General features: G+C 65.0%; 19 protein-coding genes. 7 read left to right on the top strand and 12 right to left on the bottom strand.

Annotated elements, in window-relative coordinates; translation table 11 throughout:
• Positions 1-166 precede the first annotated feature (166 nt).
• The 5 genes from ACQEVO_RS15585 to ACQEVO_RS15565 all read right to left on the bottom strand — a co-directional run bounded on the left by ACQEVO_RS15585 (position 167) and on the right by ACQEVO_RS15565 (position 5,147).
• Positions 167-1,036, bottom strand: coding sequence for a bifunctional DNA primase/polymerase (locus ACQEVO_RS15585; RefSeq protein ID WP_432913579.1), 870 nt, complete (start codon positions 1,034-1,036; stop codon positions 167-169).
• A gap of 117 nt (positions 1,037-1,153) precedes the next feature.
• The gene (locus ACQEVO_RS15580; RefSeq protein WP_432913577.1) at positions 1,154-2,824 is read right to left on the bottom strand and encodes a ParB/RepB/Spo0J family partition protein; all 1,671 of its coding nucleotides are present in this window, start codon (positions 2,822-2,824) and stop codon (positions 1,154-1,156) included.
• A 103-nt stretch (positions 2,825-2,927) separates the two neighbouring features.
• The gene (locus ACQEVO_RS15575; RefSeq protein ID WP_432913575.1) at positions 2,928-3,128 is read right to left on the bottom strand and encodes a hypothetical protein; all 201 of its coding nucleotides are present in this window, start codon (positions 3,126-3,128) and stop codon (positions 2,928-2,930) included.
• A 90-nt stretch (positions 3,129-3,218) separates the two neighbouring features.
• Entirely contained in the window at positions 3,219-4,454 is a 1,236-nt protein-coding gene (locus ACQEVO_RS15570) for a hypothetical protein (RefSeq protein ID WP_432913573.1), read from the bottom strand.
• Between the two features lie 99 nt (positions 4,455-4,553).
• On the bottom strand, positions 4,554-5,147 hold the full coding sequence (locus tag ACQEVO_RS15565) for a hypothetical protein (protein ID WP_432913571.1): 594 nt from the start codon (positions 5,145-5,147) through the stop codon (positions 4,554-4,556).
• A 918-nt stretch (positions 5,148-6,065) separates the two neighbouring features.
• On the opposite strand from ACQEVO_RS15565, the gene ACQEVO_RS15560 reads away from it, so the two are divergent.
• Together ACQEVO_RS15560 and ACQEVO_RS15555 are read left to right on the top strand one after the other, a co-directional pair.
• Positions 6,066-6,245, top strand: coding sequence for a hypothetical protein (locus ACQEVO_RS15560; protein ID WP_432913569.1), 180 nt, complete (start codon positions 6,066-6,068; stop codon positions 6,243-6,245).
• Positions 6,246-6,448: 203 nt separating this feature from the next.
• A complete protein-coding gene (locus ACQEVO_RS15555) occupies positions 6,449-7,018 on the top strand; it encodes a hypothetical protein (RefSeq protein WP_432913567.1) in 570 nt (189 codons plus the stop codon).
• Positions 7,019-7,030: 12 nt separating this feature from the next.
• On the opposite strand, the gene ACQEVO_RS15550 is transcribed toward ACQEVO_RS15555, so the two are convergent.
• A complete protein-coding gene (locus tag ACQEVO_RS15550; protein WP_432913565.1) occupies positions 7,031-7,639 on the bottom strand; it encodes a hypothetical protein in 609 nt (202 codons plus the stop codon).
• Between the two features lie 79 nt (positions 7,640-7,718).
• Positions 7,719-8,762, bottom strand: coding sequence for a DUF2637 domain-containing protein (locus ACQEVO_RS15545; RefSeq protein ID WP_432913564.1), 1,044 nt, complete (start codon positions 8,760-8,762; stop codon positions 7,719-7,721).
• A gap of 197 nt (positions 8,763-8,959) precedes the next feature.
• Here ACQEVO_RS15545 and ACQEVO_RS15540 point away from each other — a divergent pair, with 197 nt between their 5' ends.
• The 5 genes from ACQEVO_RS15540 to ACQEVO_RS15520 all read left to right on the top strand — a co-directional run bounded on the left by ACQEVO_RS15540 (position 8,960) and on the right by ACQEVO_RS15520 (position 13,199).
• Positions 8,960-9,169 (top strand): hypothetical protein, encoded by a 210-nt coding sequence (locus ACQEVO_RS15540; RefSeq protein ID WP_432913562.1) that lies wholly within the window; start codon positions 8,960-8,962, stop codon positions 9,167-9,169.
• A gap of 458 nt (positions 9,170-9,627) precedes the next feature.
• Positions 9,628-10,431: a pentapeptide repeat-containing protein gene (locus ACQEVO_RS15535; RefSeq protein WP_432913560.1), complete on the top strand. Its 804-nt coding sequence runs from the start codon at positions 9,628-9,630 to the stop codon at positions 10,429-10,431.
• 151 nt (positions 10,432-10,582) lie between these two features.
• Entirely contained in the window at positions 10,583-10,801 is a 219-nt protein-coding gene (locus ACQEVO_RS15530; protein WP_432913558.1) for a hypothetical protein, read from the top strand.
• A 318-nt stretch (positions 10,802-11,119) separates the two neighbouring features.
• Positions 11,120-11,713, top strand: a complete 594-nt coding sequence (locus ACQEVO_RS15525; RefSeq protein ID WP_432913556.1) for a recombinase family protein — start codon at positions 11,120-11,122, stop codon at positions 11,711-11,713.
• 223 nt (positions 11,714-11,936) lie between these two features.
• Positions 11,937-13,199, top strand: coding sequence for a hypothetical protein (locus ACQEVO_RS15520; protein ID WP_432913554.1), 1,263 nt, complete (start codon positions 11,937-11,939; stop codon positions 13,197-13,199).
• A 481-nt stretch (positions 13,200-13,680) separates the two neighbouring features.
• Here ACQEVO_RS15520 and ACQEVO_RS15515 read toward each other — a convergent pair whose 3' ends face one another.
• The 5 genes from ACQEVO_RS15515 to ACQEVO_RS15495 all read right to left on the bottom strand — a co-directional run bounded on the left by ACQEVO_RS15515 (position 13,681) and on the right by ACQEVO_RS15495 (position 18,869).
• Positions 13,681-14,253: a hypothetical protein gene (locus tag ACQEVO_RS15515; protein ID WP_432913553.1), complete on the bottom strand. Its 573-nt coding sequence runs from the start codon at positions 14,251-14,253 to the stop codon at positions 13,681-13,683.
• Positions 14,250-14,894 carry an RNA polymerase sigma factor gene (locus tag ACQEVO_RS15510; protein WP_432913551.1) on the bottom strand — a complete coding sequence of 215 codons (645 nt, stop codon included), beginning with the start codon at positions 14,892-14,894 and terminating at the stop codon, positions 14,250-14,252. Before ACQEVO_RS15510 ends, ACQEVO_RS15515 begins: the two co-directional genes overlap by 4 nt.
• A 317-nt stretch (positions 14,895-15,211) precedes the next feature.
• Entirely contained in the window at positions 15,212-15,643 is a 432-nt protein-coding gene (locus tag ACQEVO_RS15505) for a HEAT repeat domain-containing protein (RefSeq protein ID WP_432913549.1), read from the bottom strand.
• The gene (locus ACQEVO_RS15500) at positions 15,640-16,917 is read right to left on the bottom strand and encodes an IS256 family transposase (RefSeq protein ID WP_432913547.1); all 1,278 of its coding nucleotides are present in this window, start codon (positions 16,915-16,917) and stop codon (positions 15,640-15,642) included. The genes ACQEVO_RS15505 and ACQEVO_RS15500 overlap by 4 nt, the downstream gene beginning before the upstream one ends.
• An 893-nt stretch (positions 16,918-17,810) precedes the next feature.
• Positions 17,811-18,869, bottom strand: coding sequence for an IS110 family transposase (locus ACQEVO_RS15495; protein ID WP_432910213.1), 1,059 nt, complete (start codon positions 18,867-18,869; stop codon positions 17,811-17,813).
• Positions 18,870-18,937: the final 68 nt, after the last annotated feature.

Genomic DNA, 18,937 nt, shown 5'->3' with positions numbered 1-18,937 from the left:
CCCCGCCAGGGCCACGGAGCGGCAACAGCCGATCGGCCGGCCGCGCCGGACGTTCCCGGCGGGCGGCAGGTGGCCTGACTGTGGTCCCAGTGGAAGTGGCGCGGCCTCAGGGCCAGTTGTGGCCCGACCGCTGCAGTGCGTGCGCAGGCGGGAATGCGGGGACGGGTCAGAGTCGGCGGGGGCGGCGTGCGCCGTAGCGGAAGCCGCTGGTGATGGTGCGGTCCACTTCCCGGGTGGTGAACCGGTCGATGCCGATATGCGGTGCGGCCGCCGCCGACAGGACGGCGCGGGCGTCGTGTTCGTCGAGTTCACCGCCGGCGACGAGCCGGCCCAAGGTCAGCGCCGCGTGGAACAGCCTGGTGTTACGGGTGCCCGGTGCCGCGAGGGCAACGGCGTCGGTTTCGCGGGCCACGATCGCCTCCAGCAGAGCCCGCAGCCGTCCCCGGCTGTGGCGGGGCGCGACGTATAGCGGTGCAGCTGGGAGTGGGGGTGGTGAGGGTGTGAGTCGGTCGATGACGGTGGCGGGTAGGTCGGCGAGCGGGTGCGGGCGCAGGATGCGGTAGTGACCGCAGGCGGTGACCGAGCCGGGGGCGACGATGTAGCCGCCGTGGCCGCGGGTGTCGATCCCGGGCCCCAGCCGCGCGACCGTGCATGGCAGCCGCAGCGACGGCGGCGCGCGATAGTACAGATGCCAGCCCCCGCCCGGGGTGGTGACCGTGAACGTGTCCGGTACCGGTTCGCCCAGGACTGTGGCGAGTTCGTCCAGTGCGGCGTCCAGGTCGGTGACCGGGGGTTGTAGGTGGTCGGCGTCGAGATCGACCACGTGCAGGCCGGCGGGTTCGGTGGCGATCCCGATGTTGTAGGTAACCCGGCGCCACCAGGTGCGCAGCAAAGTGTCGTCGGTGCTGGCGCGAGTCTGCCAGCCTTCGATCGCCGGAACTTTCGAGCCTGGCCGCAGCGGGAACACCGGCCAGCCACGTCCCGCAGCGGCCAGCGCGGCCGCCTGTACGGATTCGAGGTCAGGACCACAGGACATTGAGGGTCTCCGGTACAGGGCACGTCGGCGGGTGCGCGCGTGCACGAGGGGAAGGACAGGTGTCGGATGCCGGTGCGCAGGCGGGTGCTGGCGCACCGGCATCACGACCCAAGGGGGTTATTCCTGCCCGGTCGCCTCGATGTCGGGACCGGTATCGAGATCGATGTCGTGGTAGTCGAGTTCGCCGGTAGCGGCGAGTTCGACCGGCGTCAGGCTGTGCCCGAGATCTCGGAGGAACGCCAAGTAGTGGCGGGTGCCGCTCACGGTCCAGCGCCAGCAGTCCTTCTCGACACGCTGCTCGTGGGCGCCGAGCACTAAGGCGAGGGTGATGACCTGGCAGCGCGCGGGTTTCGCGGTGACCAGCATTTCCGAGAGGGTGTCGCGGCCGCCGGTGACTCCGAGCAGTTCGCGGGCGCACAGGTCGGCCTTGTAGCCGCCGAGCAGGCTCGGCTCGCGCACCAGAGAATCGGCGATGAAGCGCGAGGCCTCACCCGGCAAGGTTTTGCGCGCCAGCAGCGCCGTCACGAACGCGATGCGCGCAGTCTTGGCGGCCGCGCCCTGCTTGTTGAGCTCGCGCACCTGCCGCCGCGCATACCGCTGCTGTTCCTGCTCCCGGGCATGATCGGCGGCAGCATCGCGGGCCGTGGCGGCGCGGGAATCAGGATCGGCGCCGGTGTCCGGAATGTGTTCGGGTTCGGGGGAGGGCGGGTAGTGCCAGCCGGATTCGCCGACCAGCTCGGCGGGCAGCAGATAGTCGACGCGCCAGTCGGTGCGCGCTTCGATGCTGTCGGCGTGGCGCAGCCCCTCGGCAGGAGCCGCCTCGGAGTTGCCTTCGGTGTCCCAGTCCACCTCGTCGTGCTCGACGCGGTCACCGGTGACGCGGTCCACGACCAGCAGCTCGTCGCAGGGTTCGCAGTGCACCAGCCACCCGGCCGGGTTGGCGTGCAGGCGTTCGACCGTGGCGGGCCGGCCGTCGCTGTCGACCACATCGCTGGCGGGAACGAGGCCGGTGGTGTGGTCGAGCAGGATCCCGAATCCGGCCTCGGCATACGGGCGGGCCGCGGCAAGGCGCGCCCGTTGTTCGGCGCGGTCTTCGGCGATGCGCGCAGCGGTATAGGCGAACCGGTAGGGAGGACCATCGAGCAGTCGCTGGACGGCGTCGGTATCACCGACCGCGTCGTAGTCGGCCAGGAGCGCAGCCTGTTCGAGGTCGAGCTGGCCGGTGTCGAGTACCTGTCGGGCCGCGGTCGAGGACCCGACCTTGCCGAGCTGCTTGACCTGGTCGCGTTTCAACTGCAGAGCTTTACCGACTTTGGTGACCGACGTCCCCAGATCGAGAGCCAGAGTGATCCCGGCGGCGCGGTCGGCATCGGTCAACCCGATCCGTCGGTCGTTGACGGTGATCTGGCCGAGAGTGTTGCTGGCGCGCCAGCGGCGGTCGTCGATATCGACCTCGGTATGGGTCACCCACACCGGCACGTTGTCGAGTTTCAACGCTTGTGCGGTGAGCGTGCGCAGCTGACCGTCGGTCACGACGAAGCGGCCGTCGCGGGTGCGGACGGCGGTGATCGGGATACGCACCCCGTGCTCCTGGACCGAGGCGGTGAAACTGGGTTCGTCGTCCAGATCGAAATCGACGCGCACGTTCTCCCCGACCTCCAAGCAGGCCGGATCGATCATCATGGCAAACGGGGAACCCGAATCGAGCACAGCGGGTCCGGGCGCGGTGGCGACAGGGTCGCTGTGGGTGATTGCGTCCTCGGGGGCGAGGGTGAGGGCAGCGGACATACTGGGCTCCTGACTGATGAGACGGAACGGGCCGGCACCAGAGGCGCACTGCCTGCGTGGTGCCGGCCCGGGGGATTGATGTGGCGGAGGATGAAGGGGTAGGTCAGTCGGTGGTGATGTTGGCGGGATGCAGATAGCGGGCCCCGCGGTCATCGGGTTCGCTGTAGACCCAGTGCTTGCCAGCCCAGTCGGGCGCATGGTCACGCCAGCGGGTGACGGTGTCGGCGCCCAGACCGGTGACCGGGCCGGCGGCACCGAAATGCTCGGCGAGACTGAACTCGTCGCGGGTCAGGGTGTGCAGCATCAGAAGTGACCTCCTCGAGGAAACGGTGGGCGCCCAAATAGGACGTTCGGAGCTGGATATAGGAGTGCGGGGACAGCCGCTGGCGTGTCGTCAGATGAGCGTCATGGCTTCGACGGCGCAGTCGTCGAGGGCTGTGGCGCGGTCGGCGTCGGTGACGGTCTGCGAATAGCTGGTGACGGCGTTCGCGATTCCCGCGGCGGTGAGCTGGCCGCCGGCGATGAAATGCGCCAGAATCCCGCAGCGTTCGTCTTCGGTGAACCCCAACTGTTTGGACACCACTTCGATCGCCTGCTCGGGGCGGGTTACCGGTGTGGCGGCGCGGTGTTCGAGCTCATCGATCCGGGCGGCGAGAAATTCCGGGGATAGCCATTCGGCGACTTTGTCGCGGGTTTCGGCGGTCAGCACCGCCAGACGTTTGCGTTGGGTGTCCTGGGACCAGGCACCGACTCCGGTCTTCAGGCGCTCTCCGAGGTGGCGGCGGGTACTGGTGAACAGCGGCAAAGTGAGACCGTTCCCGCAGATCTGGACCACGAGCTCGGGTTTGAGGGTGACGGCGTGATGCCCGGTTTCGGAGTTGGAGAACCGGAACCCGGCGAACACGACCGGCTCACTGCCGTGCTGATACTGCTCATTGGCGCCGACAGCGAGCTGGCGGCCAGCAGCGAGGGCTCTGGCGGCGCGGCGCCGGTCGGCGGCGAAGTCCGGATGCGCGAACGGGTTGCGGTAACCGGCGAGGAACCCGGGCGCCAGCGCCCGGACTTTCGGGGAGAACACGCGGCAGTGCATCGACGTTGCCGTCAGGTCCGCCGACCGCACCTGAACGTCGGCGTCGGCCATGCGGATACCGTCGAGGACCGCGGTCAGTACATCGAGGTGATCGATTACCCCGTACCGGTCCGATAGCACCGCCCGCAGTACCCCCGGTTGTCCCGGGCGGTGGGAGGCGAACAGCCGCAGCAGGAATGTCCGCTCGTCCGGGGTGCCGGACACCATGGGATCGGTGGGTCCGTGCAGTAAGCCGTTGATGTTGGCATCCCACAGGTCGGTGCGGCCGTCGCGGCGGAGTCGTTTCAGATAGCCGGCGGGGATATCGAGTTTGGCCGCCAACTGCGCATCCGCGGCCGCGGTCGGCCGGTACTGTCCGTCGACCGTGGTCACCCCGTGCTCGTCGACCACTGGCGCCACCCCGGCTAAGTGCACCGCCCCGGCCACAGCCCGCAGGGCCGCCGCGGGGGCGATGACATCGACTTTCGCGGCGTTCTGCTCGGTGAGCAGCGCCACCAGATCTTGAAGGCCCGCGTGACGGACCTCCGTCGCGATCGACATGGCCGATTACTTCCTTCCTGGACAAGGGATAAGACACGCGCCGCCTGCCCGCGCGAAAGACGGACGGGCCGGAGACCATGGGGTGGCAGGGCGAAAACGTCAGCCCTTGTCGGAGCCGGCGAGCGGGGCCTGCACCGACCGCAGCAGCGCGGTCGCGGCGGCGAGGGTGGCGCGGGCGCGCTGTACCCTCTCGCGGGCACCCTGGTTAATGGTGATCAGGTCGAGATACTGGGTTCGTGCGTGCTGCAGCTGGGCGAAGGCTTCGTCGCGCCGCGCCCGCGCGACCCGCGGATCGGTGAGGAACTCGATGGTCAGCGCGGCCAGCAGATCAGCGACGCACCGCCGGATCTGTTCGGAAGCCACGGTGATCTCAGACGCGGTCACCAGTTGCAGGTAGCCGGGCTCGCCGAGACTGACCATCCGATACCCGTCGGTGGCATCGGAGAAATCCGGATGGAACTCCACCATGCAGCACGGATCCCCGAGAAATACTGCGCCGACGGTGAGGTCGGAGAACTCGAACCGGACCCGCGGGCGCGGTTCGACACGGTCATCAACGCGGACCTGGTACTCCTCGACCACGGCGACGACCCGGCCGGTGATCGGATAGCCAGGGGTAGGTGACAGCTCGTAGGCGGCAGCGCTGCTGGAGATGACCGCCGATGGGTCGAGACGGAACGCAGGCATGGACATCACAGATTTCCTTCCGGAACAAGGCGGCTGGGGATGACTGAGCGGTGGGACGAGGTTCCGGGCCCACCGGTGACCAGGCATGCCGACACCCTCGGCCGGGCTGTGGAAGCGCTTATTGGTGGTCGCGGGACCCTGGGCGACGCTGTGGTGCGTGGGGTTTCGAATACAGCGTGTGGCGTATAATTCACGCGGAATCCGCGCTCGAAAAGTGTTGTCAGACAGGAATGGCTTCCGCTTCATGTAGTCGTCGATGTGTCTGTGAGGGCCGGTGGAGACGGGTGTCGTCCAGCAGAGGGCGGAGGGTGCTGGTTGTCGGTGGCCAGAAGCGGCGCCGATAGAATGAGATGTGTTTCGTGATCACCGAAACCGGGGATACGGACGCTCACGTCGATATAGGCGACCAACGCACCGGGGGTGGCGGGTTCGGCCAGCCACGGGTGGTGGCGGTCTTCGTCGACCGGAGGAAGACATTGGTGAATCCACTGCACCAAATGCGCGGCGTGGGAAATTGTGGACATGGCAGTCCCTCTCCGGGTGACAGATGACAGAGCCGCGGCAGAACAACGCCGAGGCGGTCACGAGGCGTGATCAGGGCGGTGATGGTCGGCGGGCTCTGGTGCCCTCAGCAGAGCAGGTCGGCTGTGCAGCGGATGAGCGGGTTACTCGCGCTCGCACCGGATCCGGCAGGGAGGCCGGGCAGTAACCCGGGATGCTCGGGCGACCGTGGAGCGAATCCGGGCGTCACGGCCCCACGAGTGAGTCGGTCGTTACCCTCGTGCATGGCGACACCGGCGGTGCAGTGGGAAGCCAATCGATTCCAAATGGCCGAACCGCAGGGACGGACCGCGGACCAGCAGTACGACGAAATCCACATCGGACGAAAGATATTGGCGGCCGACTACTCCCGGTTACAGCTCAATGATGGGGTCCGGCCCGCATGCAGAGAAACAAATCTCCCTGCCCAGGCAGGTCGTCGCCGCGCTCGGCGGCGGCGATGGTGTCGGCCATGCTCAGACCGAGGCGGAACCGGTGGGCGATGTGGGATTCGACGGCGGCGAGTTCGGGGATCAACCGGGCCGCGGCGAACCCGAGGAATGAACAGCGTACAGCTGGAGGCTTAACAGATGTTGACCTGCGAAGACACCGGGACGAATATCCGGCACCCCTCCCGTTCGGGCCAGGCTGTAGAGGGCGGAACGCCGGAATGCGGAATGGCAGTGCCGACCGTGTGTCTGATCGTTCGGATAAAATAGCAACGGGACAGATCAGATGGCACGGGTATCCGCGTCCAAGGAGTCCGCATGCACGCAGACCATCCCCGATCATCGAAAATCAGACGTTCCCCAGAAGCCCTCGACCGTATACAACGATCCCAGGAGCGAGTCAAAGCTCGCCGCGACGCCGCGCGGCTGCAGGAACAGATCATCCTCGAGGCGGTGAAACGCTACATCGACGCCTGGCAGGCAATCAGAGTCCGGGAAGCCAAACGCGACACCGATATCGAGCAGCTCCGCCTCCGCATCACCGAAGTCGAAGCCGACGCCGCAGCCGAAATCGACCGCCACCGCATCACCCAGGCCGGCATCGCCGCAACATTGCGTGAACAGAGACAAACCGCCGACGACATCGCCGAACTCCTGGAGATCACCCCAAAAGAAGCACGACGACTTCTCGGGCTGGCCCACAACGCAACCGAACCCACCACAGCGCAACCGGCTACGCCGCCCGGACCGCAAAGCACAGGACGGAAGCAGAATAACCCGAACCCCGTTTCTCCTGTCCCAGAACCGGCACGTCATATCGGCGGTGAACCGGATGGAGCCGAACACCCGAGCCACGACAGGACGAAAACCGTGGCTGGGAAGGAATGATCGGTGATGTGGTTACCGATTCAGGTACCCGCCGGCTTTCCAGACCAGCCAACGGAACTGATCGGGAGCAACGCCTCGGCGGGCTGGGATGTCGGGCAGCGGCGAATACGGCCAGAAAGCCAAATAACAGCGATGGCAGTACCAGCCCGCGCCCCACACCGCCATCGCACGGGGACGACCCCGCATGATCCGGGCATTGTGACGCCCACGCTGGAACGAACTGCGTAGGACGAGCAGTCCCGGCAGCGAGATCATTCCGACGAACATGATCGTGCCGAGCACCAGCGATGACCGATCTGTATTGGGCGGGGGGAAGATCATCGCGGTGATCAGGATCGCGAGCACGATGGCTGGCAGTACCAGCAGTAACAGCCCCAAACCGGTGAGTCGTCCGGTCGGCTCAAGTGCAGGCGCACAGGCCAGGCTTCGAGCCAGTGCCGTGCTGTGGCTGCGTTCGGTCGTGGTGGTGCCGACCACGGGCACGAGTCCGGTGGAGGCGATGCCGACACCGGTGTAGGTATCGGTGTCGTAGCTGCTGGAGGACCCGTCAGCGCAGATCGCCGGCACGCTCTGCACACCGTCGAGTTGGTGGCATTGGGGACAGGTGATATCGACGTCCATCCGGGCGTTCCCTCCCACGCCGCGGCGTGGAGAACGCGACAGCGCTGCTGGTGACCGATCCAAGGGTGAGACCTTGAGATCAATCCAACACCGCTCTCCGGTGGGTTGTCGAGTGTGATGGTGGGGGCATCGGCCACGGGTCAGTGTCCGATCCGGACGACAGATTGATTGCCGCCCTCACCGACGAGGGCGCTAGAGGCCCCTCGGCATGTAGGTCGCGGGCTTCGCTAAGGATCCGGCTCACCGTGGTGCGGCTCCGGGGCACCCGCTGGGCGATCTGGGACGGGTTCAGGCCATCAAGGTAGTGGAGGGTCAGAATCTGTGCGACCTGATCGGGATCGCGGCGCCCCGCCGGATCGCGTGCGCACACTCGCTCCGCCACCAAAGACAGATTCTCCGGAGTCCGTTCGCCCTCTCCGGGCACTGTGCGCACAGTGCCCGGCACGAACTCGGGTGTACGCACGGCGGGTTCCGGGGGTGTACGCACAGTGTCGAGTAGGGATTCAGATGTTCGCACGGCGGGTCCCAGGGGTTTGCGCGTGTCGTTCCGCTCGTCCGCACAGGCCGTGCGTTCGCCCGTGGTGCCATGATGATCGAGCGCGGCGACCTCGTTCCTAGTGCGCACGGGAGGAACCGGTGCATTGGTTGCTTCGTCGTCAGAGGTGGGGGAGCGGGCCAGAGACAGCAGCGCGACGGTTGCCTGGCCCATGGACCCCTCGATGATGACGGGCCAAAGCCAAGCTTCTCCCGGTGGAATCCCGGCGATGATCGCCAGCGACCGCAGTGCAGTGAACGACAACCAGAATGCGCCCGCCGCGATCAGCACGGTCATGGCGGTGGCCAACCGGTGGGTGCCGCGAGCGTGGGCGTGCGCACGGGAAAGCACCGAAACCCCGTGCACGGCCGCGAGCAGCGCTAACGGTGGGATGACCGCTACGACCGCGGCGATGGCGGGCACCTGTGTGTCGTGGAGTACGGCTTGGGTGGCGTTACCAGTGACGCTGACCGCAGCGGCGGTGATCAGAACTGCCCAGAAGAAGGTGTGCGCACGCGGGCCCCGTGCGGACACCGCCGACGCAGCGCGGCGACCAGGTGTCGTGCGGTCGACATCGAGATCGGCCATGGTGCGTGAGACTCCTTCCGTGCAGCGGAGGGCGAAGGGACGGGATTTTTGTATGGAGTGACATGCGGCGAGAAGATCTGCCGCCCACCACCTCGGGCACAGGCGAGCTGAGCAGCGCGCCGGGGTCTCAAACCACGCGCCGAACGGACGCAGGTCTTCCAGATCAGCTTTCTGGAATTGGAAAGTGTAAATACCGGTTGACGAAGATCAAGACCGCCGAACGCGAGCTGCTGATCTCCGAATGGCTGCGCGCCAGCAATGTGCAGGCAGACGAACCAGCCGAAATACAGACCACTTTCGTCATGGTCGACGACTGTCCGGTGGTCTTCTGGGGAGAACTACCCGAACACCGCGGCGGTACTGCCGCCGAAATCGTCGGCGCCCTGCGCGCACTCCCACGAGCCTAGGACAGCCCTGCTGGGGGTACCCGTACGCCGGGAAACGTCTCACAGCCAAAGCTGGGAGACGGCATCCGGCATGCTCGGCCTCCATGGCAAGCCGCGATCGGTCAGCCGCGAGAATTAGGCCGCGATGTCGCGAGATCGGATGGCGTCGGCCAAAATCGAGCAGTGAGTGGGTGGATGAGTGCCGTCGGTGTACCGGTACGTAAGAGGATCAGGACAACCCATCATGGCATCGGCTGGATCGGGCTGCTCCCCGCGGTCGTGTGCGCGTTGGTTGCCGGTTCGGCTGTAGCCAGCGCGGCCTATTGGCTACTGCGGTGGATCACCCCAGTCGATACCAGCAAGCTCGCCGCCGAGATCGACATAACCCGAGTGGCCTTGACCGTTGCGTCGGTGTAGGCGGGGTGGTCGCGTTAGTGATCGCCTGCCGCCGACAGCGGGCTCTGGAACAGAGCCGGTTCATGGAACGCTTCGGCGCTGCTGCAGCTCAGCTCGGCGCGACCGACGTCGCTGTTCGGATCGCGGGTGTCTATGCGATGGCCAGAGTGGCTGATGAATCCGACGGGTTGCGCCGTCAGCAGTGCATCGACGTCCTGTGCGGGTACCTGCGCTTGCCCTACGACACAGAACATGGCGCCAGTGGCCGGACCAGGTTCGTAATCAAAGCACCCCGCGTTGAGCATGGGCGGGTGCGGGGTGAGACAGAAGAAACAGTCGAGTACCGACAGAACGACCGTGAGGTACGCGCGACCATCGTGCGTGTCATCGCTGATCACTTACGGCCAGATGCAGAGTACAGCTGGTCACTCAACAACTTCGACTTCCGGACTGCTCACATGGAAAACGCGGTATTCGACGATGCCACCTTCGCTGGTACCACCCGGTTCGACGATGCCGCCTTCGCTGGGCCCGCCCGGTTCGACGAGGCCACCTTCGCTGGCAGGACGCTGTTCGCTGGAGCCGCCGTCGCTGGCGCTGGCAGCACCGAGATCGACGTGACTAGCTTGCCTGACTTCCTCCAGCTCCGACTGACCACTTTCGCCGGCCCCACCTGGTTCGACAGGACCAGCTTCGCCGGCGACACCCAGTTCAGAAGAGTGAATTTTGAAGCGAAGACCGATTTCACGACAGCTGACTTCGGTACTGGTCTGATTGATTTCAGTGCGCCTCGTGGCTGGGGTCCCCCCGCACCACAGTTCGCGTGGGATTCAAACGAAGTGGAAAAGCCAGAGAATGTGAAGCCGCAGGAATGGCCGCCGCCGTGACCTCCACGCGGGATTCTACGTAGGCAGTTGCTCTAAATCAACCTGTGGCCGACCGCGTCGAAGTGGGCAGTTCAGCCGACGCGGTGGGCGAGTCGGAGTACGGCCGCTATCCTTGCCGCGACGTCCCTTGACCACGAAAGGCGTTGTTGCAGTGCCAAAGAAGATCACCATCATGTTCGATACCGAGCTGGACCCGGAGCTGTACTCCGATATCGCCAACACACTTTGGATGCAGGTAAGCGCCATGAGCGACCGTGGGAAGCGTTACGGATTCCAGCTCATGCCCGATGGCGACGGCGAGCTCAATAAGAGGATGAATGCTGACTGGGATGAGATCGGTGAGAAGTGGCGCTGGGGTGGTGGCCGGTAAGGAGCCACTGGACGTGATACGGCAATTGGCGAGGACGATTAGATGTGTTCACAAAATGATCTTGGGCTCAATCGGTTCTAGGACATCCCGGCATAGCGCGGATCCATCCAGTTCGGCTGGTGAGGTGGACTCTCTGGAAAGCGTATCGCCGCGGTCGGCCAGGGCGAGGTCGGAATACACCCCCGATTGGCGCAACATACCGTGGGTGACGTTTCGCCTGATCAGCTGGCCGAATCCAGGGACGGAGCTCCGAGGGGTCGGTGACACCGCGTGTGTATAAGGGGTCAGATGATCTGACGCGTAAGGGCTCGAATCCCCTTGTCAAGGTACAGATCACCGCTGAAGTCCGGCGATCAAAATCTGGATCGGCAGACCCGAGCGCTGAAGGCGGCCGGGTGCAAGAAGACCTTCGCCGACAAGAAGTCTGGCAAGGATGCCGAGCGCGAACAGCTTTCGGCGTGCCTGGATTACATGCGCGCCAGCGACAGCCTCGTCGTCGCCTCCCTCGATCGGCTCGGCCGCTCCCTGCAGGACCTGATCTCGATCGTCGCTGACCTGCGGCGCCGCGGTATCGGGTTCCGGTCGCTGCACGAAGCACTCGACACCACCACCCCCGGCGGCCGCCCGGTGTTCCACGTCTTCGCCGCGCTGGCCGAGTTCATCCGCGAGCTCATCGTCGACGGCACCCACGAAGGCCTCGCCGCCGCTCGGGCCCGCGGGCAGGGCATCGGCCGGCCACCGGCTATGAGCGAGGAGCAGATCCGGCAGGCCCGCGCGCTGCTGACCCGGCCGGATGAGTCGGTGTCCTCGATCGCGCGGCTGCTTGGGGTCTCCCGGACCACGCTTTACAAGTACCTGCCCGAACTCAGTAACGGTGGTAGCCAGCGGCCCGAAACGACGATTAGAAACTAGCTCACCTGTACAGAGGAGTCTTTTGAACGAGTTCGGTTCGATCGTGAGGTCCTTCGTTGCCGCGGCTTTCGCGAGGTTACGGGCCGAAAACGCAATCCCTACGTCAACCTCTCATCGGCACCTACAGCATGGGCTTGATTTCGAGAGCCAGCCGATCCAAGACCTCCAGGAATATGAGCGCCTCGCTGAGGCGATCATGGCTCTAGGGCCCGAGGGGTTGCCCATGAAGGGTGACCTCGTTGGGCCTGAGTTCGCAGTGTCACTTCTGGTTTTCGGTTTCCTGGAACTGTGCGTACAGAGATGTTCCGACGCTGACGCCTACGATCCGAACAGCGAAGAAGTCTCCGATTCGATTGCTCAGTTCGCCGAGGTCGTGTCCGGTTGCCCCTACGACATGGTTTTGGCACGTTATGTCTCGCACCTCGTGCCAGATGGGGAGCTAGAGATCAACGGTGTCACCATCGTCCCTGACAAGCGACGGGATTTGACGTATCGAATCCTGAAAGAGATCCCTGACGCCGACCATGCCTGGAAGCGCTTTCTTGCGACACCGGGCCGACGCCCGCATGCGCTGCTGATTGTGCGGAGGTCCGTCTCAGGAGTCGGCTACCACGGTGAGGGTGATTTAAGGAGGCTACTGGACCGGTTTCAGTTAGGAGTCTGCCTGCTGACCGGCGCCAACGTCCTGGGCATGTATCAGGTATCCGGGTCAAGTAGCCGTATCTCTGGTCGGCCGGCCAACCTTGACCACCTGGCTCGAAACACCCACACCCCGTTGACACGGAGGACCGCCCGTCTCGACGGCACAGAGGGATCTGCACTCGCGGCCCTCGGCAACCTGATCGCCACTGCCGAATCCAAGACGGGCAGCAGGGACCACTGGCTGAGTTCTTTCAGGGAAGCGCTCAAGAAATTCGCCAATCTCGATGACACGACGTCGTACAGCGAGCAGCTGGTGGACCTCGCGACGGCACTGGAGGGGGTCATACTGGGCACCAATGAAGGCGAGGGATTGACCTTGCGGCTGTGCACCCGAGTGACCGCTCTGTTGGCACACGAAGACGACCCGGCGCCATCCCTGTTCGAGGACCTCAAGCGGCTGTACGGTTTCAGATCGACCATCGTCCACGGCGGCGAGGCACCACTTAGAACGCTGCGCAAGGATCTGAAGGCAATGGAGTGCGTGGCGAGCGTAGCGGGGGAGGAGAACGAACTCATCCAGCTGGGCTACGCCGTCGACCGGCTACGAGACATTGTGCGGCGGGCCATTCTCGCCCGCATCTGCTTAGCCGCTGGCGACGAACCTCCTTGGCCCTTCAAGGAGAAGGGCCAAGAGAAAGTCAAGGTCGATACAGCCCTGTCCGATGACGCCACCCGTGCAGTCTGGCGGTCGCACTGGCGCGACATGTTGGCCTCACTAGGTGCAGGCGCGGCAGCCAGCCGGTCTCTCCCCCCTGTGGTCTCTGTGAGCGCCGAGGACCGGTAAGGGTCACATACCTGTCGCTTTCGGCGGTCAGACAAAACTGTCAGGGATTCGTATCGCTGCTGGGGTTGGCCTGAGTGTAGCGACCACACGGTCACCGAAGTTCGCCTTGCTGTCGTTGCCGATAGTTACGGCGGCTCACATACGGGATGCCGCGCTCAAGGGTGTTATGCATACGGTGGGGGACGAACCCCTCCGGCCATTGTGTGCTCTCGTCGTAGATGACTTCGGTGAGTTCCGCCTCGCTCGGGTCTGCGCCGGTGAGGTCCGTCCTACCCAGCTCCGCCCCGCCACGGACCTGATGCTCAGCTGCTGCCGTCTCGGCACATCAAACTGATATCGCTGCTGGTCAAGCCATATGTGTTGTTTTTCGCCGAAACTACTGGAACCCCACGAGCTCGACGACCTGTGCGACGACTTTGAGGCCAAGCTTCACGGCCTGCACACCCCCGCGAGGCGCGCACCCTGCACAGGTGGCGCCAGGCTACCTGGCAACGCTCCCGGACCCGGTCGCGGACTCAGGCGAAACCACCGCAGTATGCTCGGCACCCCCGCCCGTGTCAACGGTCCGATCAGCCTCGCCGATGCCGATGCGCAGTCTCTCCTCAATCCGCTGCGCCAGCAAAATCACCGCCTGCTCGAAGCGAATGCCCAGGATGTCGGCGTGAGCCTTCGCCTCCGCGGTCTTGGTGCGCATGAATTCCGGGTCGCTGACCAGCACATCCAGCATCATCCCGGCCAGTGCCTGCTCGCGGGTCAGTGGCCGATCGGGCATCCAGCTCAGCCGCCACCCCATGGCGTCGGATTCGTTGTCTCGGTACGCGTGTTCGGGAGTGACATCACTGGTGATCAGCCAGTCGGTCACCATAATGCTGGCGTCGATGTGTGTGGCTCGGCTCGGCTGCACCGCGAAATCCAGCGAACGCTTGAGCTGTGTCAGGCCGATCTCGACGTCGTAGTGGTAGTCGTCGTCGGTCTCGGCGAGGTAGCGGTCCAGCTCCTGGAACGCGCGGCCGGCAGTGACAGCTCGAATTCCGGGATTTTCTTCTGTGCTCATGCTGTCATCCCCTCTCCACTGCCCGCGTCCGGTGCGCCCTGCCCTGGAACAGCCGACGGGGGCAACATCCGGGGCGAGAAGTACATGCGGAGATCTTCATCGTCGACTACCTGCTGAATCTTCTTGCGTGCCCGGCTCTTGTGCGAGAACACCGTCCCCACCATGCAGCCGAGGACTCCGGCAATGTCTGCGTCGCGCAACCCTATCTCCCACGCCATTACAGCCACCTGATATTCGGTCGCGGTCAATGTCAGCGACAGCGCATACCAGAAACGTTTCAGCGCATCGGCACTGAGAACTTGTTCGGCCGGCCCCGGCTCACTCGTCGCCGCTCTCTCGTCCAGTTGGAACGAGTCATCGAGAGAAGTGCCCAGCCCCATGCCGGTGTGTTGTCGTCGCCAGACATCGATCACGCGGTGGTGCGCAATTCTCATGATCAGCCGGACGGCCCGGTCGGCGGAGGATCCGGCGAAGTCTCGGTCGAACTGCCGCCATACTGCCAGGAACACCTGCTGGACGACCTCGTCGGCTTGATGGCGGTCACCGTGGAAAGACTTGAGCGCGAACCGGAAGACTGCGGGCGCATGCCGACGGAACAGATCGTCGAATTCCTCTTCGCCGGAGGATGGTTGACCGGTCATTGTGCTGAGTTCTCCGGCACCGGGGTCAAGGAGGTGACCTCTGCAGGTCGAGCCTGCTCATGCCCGACCTCGACGACGAACACGGTTTCCGATCTGCCACGACGGACGGTGCTCCGGACCACGGTGCCGGCGGGTGATTCGCGCACGATCATCCGGGTGCTGAAGTGCCGTTGGCATTCGCGCAAACACCCGAACAGCAGGTAGAGGACTGCCATAACCAACGGCGCAACTGCGGCCCATAGTACCGGGAGACCGGCCATGGCACACCATATCTCGGAGAACCGCAAGAGCAATTGTCAATAGTTGTGGATGGCGGCTTACGGGATGGTGCGTCCGGGGAGTTCGGTGAGGGCTTCGGCGGCAGAGGCACGGACGGCGGCGTTGGGGTGGTCAAGGAAGGTTTCGATTGTCGGCCGGGCGTCCGGATCGTGGGTGCACGCGAGGATCATGAGGGCGTAGTCGAGCAGGGTCGGCGGCATCGCGCCCAGCAGGGCGCGTAACGGCTCGAACAGCTGCAGGCTGAAGCAATAAGGGCCGAAGGCCTCGGAGATGGCGTTGAGAGCGGCTTCCTGCACGGAGGGGTCGGTCTCGGTGGTGAGAAGTGCGACGAGGCGGCTGACGGCTGTTTCGGCGTCGGCTTCGTTGAGCACGGCGCGGCCCAGGAGGTCGGCGAGATATTCGACAGCGAGGTCGCGGTGGCGGGGGTTGTCGTGGGTGATGCCCGCCAGGGCGGCCTGTAGCGGGTTCACGCGGCCACCTCGTCGTTGCGCTCGATGAGTTTCCCGTTGCGGAAGGTTGCCCCAGCGCGGACGAGGGCGACCAACCCAGGCGCGTTGACCTTGCGCCACCGCTGCTCGGCGGCCTGAATGAGCTTGAACACCATGGCGAGCCCTGCCGCACGAGAGCCCGGCCCCTTGGTGACCTTGCTCCGCAATCGCACAGTGGCGAAGGTAGATTCGATCGGATTCGTCGTTCTCAGATGGATCCAGTGCTCGGCCGGGTAGTTGTAGAACTCCAGCAGCACGTCGGCGTCCTCGACGATCTTGGCGACGGCCTTCGGGAACTTCGCGCCGTAGTCCCGCTCGAACGCCGTGATCGCGAGGCGGGCCGAGTCGGCGTCCTCGGCGTTGTAGATCTCCTTCATCGCCGCCACCGCGCCGGGATGGGCCGACTTCGGCAGCGCGGCAAGGACATTGCCCTGCTTATGCCACCAACAACGCTGTTCCTTCGTCTCGGGGAAGACCTCGCGCAGCGCCTTCCAGAACCCCATCGCGCCGTCGCCGACCGCCAGGACCGGGGCACGCATGCCGCGACGGCGGCAGTCGCGCAGCAGGTCGGCCCACGACTCGCTCGACTCGCGGAACCCGTCTGTCAGCGCGACGAGCTCCTTGCGGCCGTCGGCGCGCACCCCGATCACCACCAGCAGGCACAGTTTCTCCTGCTCCAGCCGGATTCTCAGGTGGATGCCGTCGACCCACAGGTACACATAGTCCACTGCCGCCAGGTCGCGGCGCCCGAAGGCGCGGGCCTCGTCCTGCCACTGCGTGGTCAACCTGGTGATCGACGCGGCCGACAGACCCGCGCCGGTGCCCAGGAACTGCTCTAGCGCCGGAGCGAAGTCGCCCGAGGACAGGCCGTGCAGGTACAGCAGCGGCAGCACCTCGCTGATCTGCGGCGATTTCCGGCACCAAGCGGGCAGAATCGCTGAGGAGAAGCGCAGGCGCGCACCGGTTTCCGGATCGGTGCGCTTATCGTTGACCCGCGGCGCACGCACCTCGACCGCACCCGCTGCGGTGAGCACAGCCCGTTCAGTGTGATAGCCGTTGCGCACCACCAGCCGCCGCCCATTCTCGTCGACCTGGTCGGCGAACTGCTCGACATAGGCGGCGACCTCGGCCTGCAACGCCGCGGCCAGCATCCGCCGAGCACCCTCACGCACGATCTCGTCGATCGGCGAACACGACTCGCCGCCCGCCACGCCGTCCCCATTGGAGCTGGCGCCGCCGTCGATTACCTTGAACATCCGGGACGTACCTTCCCGCCCGGCGTTGGCGCGCCGGACTGATCAGATCCTTGGCTTTCAGATCATCCAGGAAGGTACATCCTCCCCGGTCATCCACAGGTTCTGATCATTGCTCCGGCCGGGAGCGTCTCTGTCAACGGGTCGACTGCCTGCGGAACAACTTCAGATGCGGATGCGAGGACCGAGTCCAACGGATCGATTGCGGTCAGTTCAATCTCTTCAGCCAACGGACTACCTCCCGAGTACAGCGTCTTTCGACGCAGGTCACCACACTCGTTCTACCTGGACGAGGACGATATCGGGCGAGGTTTCGGAAACAGCCGAGCGGCAATCAACCTGTCAGGCGACTGCGACGAACAGTACATCGGCCGCTGGGACCATGTCGTCCTCGGACGCGAGCGATGTGAGCGAACATCAGCCGGTGTCGAGAAGTCCCGGCGTGACTTCCTTCCAGAGGATTGCCAGATGCGTCAGCGTTTCCGCAGGTCGATCTCTGTGGATAGCCGCTGTATCCCCCTCCGGACACAACCACTCTTTCGTGTCACGCGTTCTACCTGCGGTTATGTGTGTGGGTAGAGGGAAGCGTTGAGTCGGATGGAAGTAAAACTGCAGGTAGGGGCTTGTGGGGGTTCGATTCGGGCTAATCTGAGCGGATGCTGAGAAATCGGCAGGTTGGCGTAGCGAATCGCCTTCGCCGTATTGCGGTGTTCCCCTGGCTTTGGAGGCGCCGTCGTTGGGGCATTTCCTCGCTTCCTGCCACTCCGCTCAGAAGGTGGCGTCATGCAGCGCGGTGAACAGCCAGCGACTCTTCGGTCGACTAGGCTGCGTTTCATAAGCCCGATGGTGTGGGGACGGAACCCGTTGTCCGGGTTGAGAAGTTGGCTCCTCTCTGGTCAAGCCTCGGCCAGCAGAGAGGTACCGGCATCTCGGAGCATGACCCGGTAGACGACGTCGGCGAGCTGGCGTTTCAGGCATCGCAGGGCTTCCTTGTGACCTTTCCCGGCGGCACGTTTGCGCTGGTAATAAGCGCGTCCGACGGTATCGCGTCGGATCTGGGTGATCGCGATGACATGCAGGGCGTAGTTGAGCTGACGGTCGCCGGCGCGGGAGAGCCGGTGTCGGCGAGCGTCTCCGGAGGACACTTCGATCGGAGCGACACCGCCATAGGAGGCGAACGCGGCAGCGGATCGGAAGCGGCGGATGTCGCCGGTGTGCGCGAGGATCTTCGCGGCTACCACGGTGCCGACACCATGGATGGTGGTGAGCTGGGTGCGTGATTCGGTGACGACGGCGTGGAGTGAGTCGGTGGCGTTGTCGATGCGGCGATCGAGCCTGCGAAGTTCGGCGACCAGGTCGACAGCAACCTGGCGGAGAGTCCGGCCGTAGTGTTCACGCGGACGCACCGACCGCAGCAGCTGCGCCGCGGCCTCGGCGGTGAGCCGTTTCGGCAGCCCCGCGGGTACCAGTTGGACCAGCAGGCGGTGCAGTCGGTTGGCGGTCTGGGTGCGGGTGCGGATCAGGTCGTCGCGGTATTCGGTGAGCGTGCGCAGCACCTGGGCGGTCGGGTCGGTGCGCATGGACTGCAGTCCGGTGCTGTTGAGTGCGGCGATGCCGACCGACAGGGCGTCGGCTTCGTCTGTTTTGCGGCCGTGGCCGGTCGAGAGCATTCTGACCCGGTGGGCGAGTTTGGCTGGAACATCGAGGGTTTCGATACCGTCGATGGCCAGCTTCTGCGCCAGGGGCGCCCCGAGCCCACGAGCTCCTTCGATCGCCCAGATCGCGTGGGGCCAGGTTTGGGCGAATCGGCGCAGCTGCCGATAGCCGGTGCGGTTGACCTCGACACGAACAGAACCGAGCGGCCGGCACTGTTGATCGACAACGACTGCCGTCCACGATGCTTTGTGCGGGTCGACAGCGATCACGACCTGATCGGTGGGAATGGTTTTCGGCATGACACCTCCAGGAGGACCTACGAACGAGCGGGGTTCCAACGAGGAGGGCAAACCAACTTCGGGCGGTG

Source organism: Nocardia sp. CA-290969, assembly GCF_050936135.1.
GTDB lineage: Bacteria > Actinomycetota > Actinomycetes > Mycobacteriales > Mycobacteriaceae > Nocardia.
This window is presented reverse-complemented; position numbering and strand designations above follow the sequence as displayed.

What these genes read in the sequence shown, in the direction of transcription:
- ACQEVO_RS15585 (WP_432913579.1), bottom strand. Translation starts at nt 1,036, where the DNA reads ATGTCCTGTGGTCCTGACCTCGAATCCGTACAGGCGGCCGCGCTGGCC.
- ACQEVO_RS15580 (WP_432913577.1), bottom strand. Translation starts at nt 2,824, where the DNA reads ATGTCCGCTGCCCTCACCCTCGCCCCCGAGGACGCAATCACCCACAGC.
- ACQEVO_RS15575 (WP_432913575.1), bottom strand. Translation starts at nt 3,128, where the DNA reads ATGCTGCACACCCTGACCCGCGACGAGTTCAGTCTCGCCGAGCATTTC.
- ACQEVO_RS15570 (WP_432913573.1), bottom strand. Translation starts at nt 4,454, where the DNA reads ATGTCGATCGCGACGGAGGTCCGTCACGCGGGCCTTCAAGATCTGGTG.
- ACQEVO_RS15565 (WP_432913571.1), bottom strand. Translation starts at nt 5,147, where the DNA reads ATGTCCATGCCTGCGTTCCGTCTCGACCCATCGGCGGTCATCTCCAGC.
- ACQEVO_RS15560 (WP_432913569.1), top strand. Translation starts at nt 6,066, where the DNA reads ATGATGGGGTCCGGCCCGCATGCAGAGAAACAAATCTCCCTGCCCAGG.
- ACQEVO_RS15555 (WP_432913567.1), top strand. Translation starts at nt 6,449, where the DNA reads ATGCACGCAGACCATCCCCGATCATCGAAAATCAGACGTTCCCCAGAA.
- ACQEVO_RS15550 (WP_432913565.1), bottom strand. Translation starts at nt 7,639, where the DNA reads ATGGACGTCGATATCACCTGTCCCCAATGCCACCAACTCGACGGTGTG.
- ACQEVO_RS15545 (WP_432913564.1), bottom strand. Translation starts at nt 8,762, where the DNA reads ATGGCCGATCTCGATGTCGACCGCACGACACCTGGTCGCCGCGCTGCG.
- ACQEVO_RS15535 (WP_432913560.1), top strand. Translation starts at nt 9,628, where the DNA reads ATGGAACGCTTCGGCGCTGCTGCAGCTCAGCTCGGCGCGACCGACGTC.
- ACQEVO_RS15520 (WP_432913554.1), top strand. Translation starts at nt 11,937, where the DNA reads ATGAAGGGTGACCTCGTTGGGCCTGAGTTCGCAGTGTCACTTCTGGTT.
- ACQEVO_RS15515 (WP_432913553.1), bottom strand. Translation starts at nt 14,253, where the DNA reads ATGAGCACAGAAGAAAATCCCGGAATTCGAGCTGTCACTGCCGGCCGC.
- ACQEVO_RS15510 (WP_432913551.1), bottom strand. Translation starts at nt 14,894, where the DNA reads ATGACCGGTCAACCATCCTCCGGCGAAGAGGAATTCGACGATCTGTTC.
- ACQEVO_RS15500 (WP_432913547.1), bottom strand. Translation starts at nt 16,917, where the DNA reads ATGTTCAAGGTAATCGACGGCGGCGCCAGCTCCAATGGGGACGGCGTG.
- ACQEVO_RS15495 (WP_432910213.1), bottom strand. Translation starts at nt 18,869, where the DNA reads ATGCCGAAAACCATTCCCACCGATCAGGTCGTGATCGCTGTCGACCCG.